At 46.0% G+C, this 4,322-nt stretch carries 5 protein-coding genes; 1 reads left to right on the top strand and 4 read right to left on the bottom strand.

Annotated features, from left to right (window positions below):
• Positions 1-168: 168 nt before the first annotated feature.
• From AWV70_RS11750 to mutY, 4 genes are all read right to left on the bottom strand, one after another.
• Positions 169-1,914: an ABC transporter ATP-binding protein gene (locus AWV70_RS11750; protein WP_060207287.1), complete on the bottom strand. Its 1,746-nt coding sequence runs from the start codon at positions 1,912-1,914 to the stop codon at positions 169-171.
• A gap of 53 nt (positions 1,915-1,967) precedes the next feature.
• The gene (locus AWV70_RS11745; protein ID WP_060207285.1) at positions 1,968-2,516 is read right to left on the bottom strand and encodes a nucleoside tri-diphosphate phosphatase; all 549 of its coding nucleotides are present in this window, start codon (positions 2,514-2,516) and stop codon (positions 1,968-1,970) included.
• 138 nt (positions 2,517-2,654) lie between these two features.
• Positions 2,655-2,855, bottom strand: a complete 201-nt coding sequence (locus AWV70_RS11740; protein ID WP_060207283.1) for a gamma-type small acid-soluble spore protein — start codon at positions 2,853-2,855, stop codon at positions 2,655-2,657.
• Positions 2,856-2,915: 60 nt separating this feature from the next.
• A complete protein-coding gene (mutY, locus tag AWV70_RS11735; protein WP_060207281.1) occupies positions 2,916-3,977 on the bottom strand; it encodes an A/G-specific adenine glycosylase in 1,062 nt (353 codons plus the stop codon).
• Positions 3,978-4,100: 123 nt separating this feature from the next.
• Between mutY and AWV70_RS11730 the strand changes: the two genes are divergently transcribed.
• A partial coding sequence (locus tag AWV70_RS11730) for a metal-dependent hydrolase (protein WP_160327656.1) occupies positions 4,101-4,322 on the top strand: 222 nt, incomplete at its 3' end.

Below are 4,322 nucleotides of genomic sequence, written 5' to 3'. Positions count from 1 at the left end.
TTTGGACGCAGGACGGTCATCTTTGGACGCGGGGCGACTTGCTTTGGACGCGGGACGGTCATCTTTGGACGCGGGGCGACTTGCTTTGGACGCGGGGGGTTTTCTTCCGACGCGATTGCCGAATGGCAGAAAAAAAGCTACCGGGTTCTTCGCCCGGTAGCTTCATGATTATAATGATTGAACTTGAAACAGATTATAGTAAATGCCTTGTTGTGCCATGAGTTCTTCATGGCTTCCGACTTCCTTCAATTCCCCATGATCGATGACAAAGATTTTGTCTGCATGGGTGATTGTCGACAGCCGATGGGCGACGATGACAGTTGTCCTGTCACTAGCGAGCCTCTCGAGCGACTCCTGGATAAGTGCTTCACTTTCAAGGTCCAAAGCGGATGTCGCTTCATCTAAGATGAGCAACGGCGGATTCTTCAAGAATACGCGTGCGATTGCAATCCGCTGTTTCTGTCCGCCCGATAATTTCACGCCCCGCTCCCCGACAGTCGTATCGTACCCTTCCGGCAGCGATTCGATGAAGTCATGCGCATTCGCGGCTTTAGCGGCGGCAATCACTTCCTCGTCCGTCGCATCAGGATTCCCCATCAGAATATTGCTCTTTACCGAATCGCTGAAGAGGATGCTGTCTTGAAGAACGAGTCCGATTTGGTCACGCAACGATTTCAATTGAATATCACGTATATCATAACCATCAATGCGGATCGAGCCCGCCGTCACATCATAAAACCGCGGAATCAAGCTGATGATTGTCGACTTTCCTCCGCCGCTCATGCCGACAAGCGCCACTGTTTCGCCCGGCTTGACCGTGAAATTGACATCCCGCAGCACCAGATCCTCCTCTTCCTCATACGAAAAACCGACATGGTCGAACTGGATCTCCCCTTTGATCCGAGGCAATACTTTTGCATCGCTTTTATCTTTAATATCATAAGGCTCTTCCATCAGTTCAAATACTCGGTCCATCGATGCGAACGATTGCGTCAGGGACGTGGAAGCATTGACCAATCTCCGCAACGGATTGTACAGACGATCGATGTACGCAATGAAAGCGACCATCACACCGACAGATAAAGAACCGTTGATCACTTGATAGCCCGCATATGAAATCACGAGTAAAGGGGCGACATCGGTAATCGTATTGACGACTGCGAACGCTTTGGCATTCCATTTCGTATGATCGAGCGCCTTATCAAGGAAATTGCCGTTCGTTTCATCAAATCGCTCCTGCTCTTTATCCTCAAGCGCAAAGCTTTTGATGATGCTTATTCCAGTCACCCTTTCATGCAAGTAACTTTGCACGTCGGCGAGCGCCTGCGAACGTTTCCTCGTCAAATCCCGAAGCTTTCCGAAGAAATGCTTCACGCTGTATGCATAAAATGGGAATGCCAGCAACGTTACAATCGTCAACGGCACATCCATTGTCAGCATGATGCATGTCGCAATGATGATCGTCGCCAAGTCGAGCCACACATTCATCAAGCCGATCGTAACGAAATTCTTTGTCTGTTCGACGTCATTGATGACACGTGAAATGACTTCGCCCGCTCGCGTATTGGAATAATAGCGCAGTCCGAGCCTTTGCAAATGCCCATACAAGTTTTCACGGATATCGTATAAGATTTTATTGCTGACGTATTGCGCGAAATATTGTCGATAATATTCAACAGGCGGCCTGATGATGAAAAACAGTAATACGGTTCCTCCGAGCCAGAGGAAAAGCTGCTTTGTCTTCTCCGCATCTGTCAGCGTAGGCGCGCCGATAATATCGTCGATGACAATTTTAATAAGGTATGGAATGAACAACGGAATTGCAAATTTCACGACGCCGATTAAAATCGTCAAGATGATCTGCCAATTATACGGCTTTACAAATTTTAAATATCTTTTTATGCTTTCTCCCATTTACATCCTCCTTGAATAATAAAAAGCCCAACTGCATTGACGCAGACAGGCTCTCATTGGTCATTTTTCTTTACCTGTTTATAGAACTGGTACCTGGAAGTCCACACTTCGATGAAGTCCGGTGCAAATGGGCCTTTGCGCTGTTTGATCCACATGAGGAGCTTATCGAGATTGCGCTTCAAGATTTGATCGATCACTTCGGGATAATTCATCTTCTTTCGATGATCATCATATTCATCCTCATCCAAGATCAAGTAACTCATATCCGGAAACACCTTCACATCGAGGTCGTAATCGATATATTTCAATGAATGATTGTCGTAAACGAATGGAGAACTCATATTGACGTAATAGTAAACCCCATCCTCACGAAGCATGCAAATGATGTTGAACCAATGCTCCGCATGGAAATAACAGATCGAAGGCTCCCTGGTCAGCCATGTCCTCCCGTCCGCTTCCGTTACGAGCGTTCGTTCGTTTGCCCCGATTACAATATTACGTGTCCCCTTCAACACGGTAGTTTCTTGCCATACACGGTGGATATTGCCGTCATGCTTATAGCTATGTACCTGTATCGTTTCGCCTTCCTTCGGTATTGTCATCCGTAAAACCACCTTTAAATTTCGAAACCCCTAATATTCGTACATTATACCAACTGACCAATCAAAATTGAAACGTTTACCCTTCGATATACATAAAAAAACCGGCAGCTTTAGCTGCCGGCAGGTGATGTCCATCCATTATTTAGACTGATTTTCGAAACTGCTAGCTCCTCCAGAAGTTTTATTCATCTGGGATTGCTGATTTTGCTTACGCACCTCGTTCACGTCTGTTTCAGATCCAAACTCTTCAGACATGATTTGCTGTTTTACTTTGTTTGGGTCTGTGAACGAAGCTTGTGAAGCTTGTTGATTGGGGTTGTTTCGATTTTTGTTTGTCATGGATTTTCACCTCCGTAACCACTATGATGTTCAAAGCAGCACGTTTTATTCTATCTTTTTTTAGACATTCGATCGTTTTTTCACTTCGTCCCAAATTTTCATGACAGGCACCGCCTTTGGCAAGGCTTCCACTTCTTCCGCCGAAAAGAACTGGAACCCTTCAGGCGCTGCGTCATCCGTCACCGCCATATAACTTTTCATTTCCCATGTCAAATGGGAGAAGACATGTCTGAAATCAGTTAACGGCGTAAGTGAGCCGATATGCATTCCAAATTCGGCTTTTACGACTTCCTCTATTGGACCAGCTATATTTTCCGCCATTGGAAACTCCCACATATTCGCCAACAAGCCTTTTGACGGTCGTTGTTTCAAAAGCCATTTCCCTTCGGTATTTTGTACGGCGATCGAAAGAAGCGGCACTGTCTTCATCTTCACTTTCTTGGATTTCACCGGAAGCTCCTCCTGCCTTCCTTCGTGGAACGCAGTGCAAAAATCGCGGACTGGGCATAGTAGGCACTTTGGTCGTGGCGTACAAATCGTGGCCCCGAGTTCCATTAAGCCTTGATTGAACGATGAAGGATCTTCCTTGTCAATCAAAGCCATGACGACTTCCTCAAATATTTTCTTTGTGCGCGGAATCGCAATATCCTCTTCGATTAATAATATACGTGACAGCACTCTCATCACGTTTCCGTCGACAGCATGCTCGGGAACGCCGTAAGCGATGCTTAGTACGGCTCCTGCAGTATACGGGCCGACGCCTTTCAACTTGGAAATGTCCTTTCGATTGTCGGGAATCCGGCTTCCATATTCCGCTACGACTTCTTTTACGCCAGCTTGCAAGTTCCGTGCGCGGGAATAATAGCCAAGTCCTTCCCACATTTTCAAAACCTCTTCCTCTTTCGCATCTGCCAAATCGGCAAGCGTCGGAAACTTTCCGATAAACCGTTCATAATAAGGAATGACCGTTTCCACACGTGTTTGTTGGAGCATCACTTCCGATACCCATATATGATATGGATTTGACGTCCTTCTCCACGGCAGGTCCCTCTTTTCTTCTAAATACCATGTGAGCAATGCTTTCCTGAATTCACTTTCAAGTTTCCGTTCAAAGAGTTGCATGAGTACCTCCGTTTTGCATATGCTTTTCGTTAATGAAAAATAGGGTATATACTTAATAAAGAATAATGATTGCGTAATGCTTTATTTTATTGCCAATTCAGAGGCGATTAAAGGAGTGATTTTTTGGATACCGGAACACATATTGTCATGGGCGCCGCCATTTGCGGTTTGACATTGGCGGATCCAGTTGTTGCCTCAGATTCCGTCACAATGACGGCGGTATTTATCGGCGTCGTTTCGGGCTCATTGGTACCCGATGTCGATACTGTCCTTAAATTGAGGAATAATGCGGTTTATATACAGAATCATCGCGGAATCACCCATTCGGTTCCCGCAGTCCTGCTT

The sequence above is a fragment of the Sporosarcina koreensis genome (genome assembly GCF_001531445.1).
Lineage (GTDB): Bacteria > Bacillota > Bacilli > Bacillales_A > Planococcaceae > Sporosarcina > Sporosarcina koreensis_C.
Note: the sequence above shows the minus strand (reverse complement) of the source record. Positions and strands in the feature narration are given on the sequence as shown.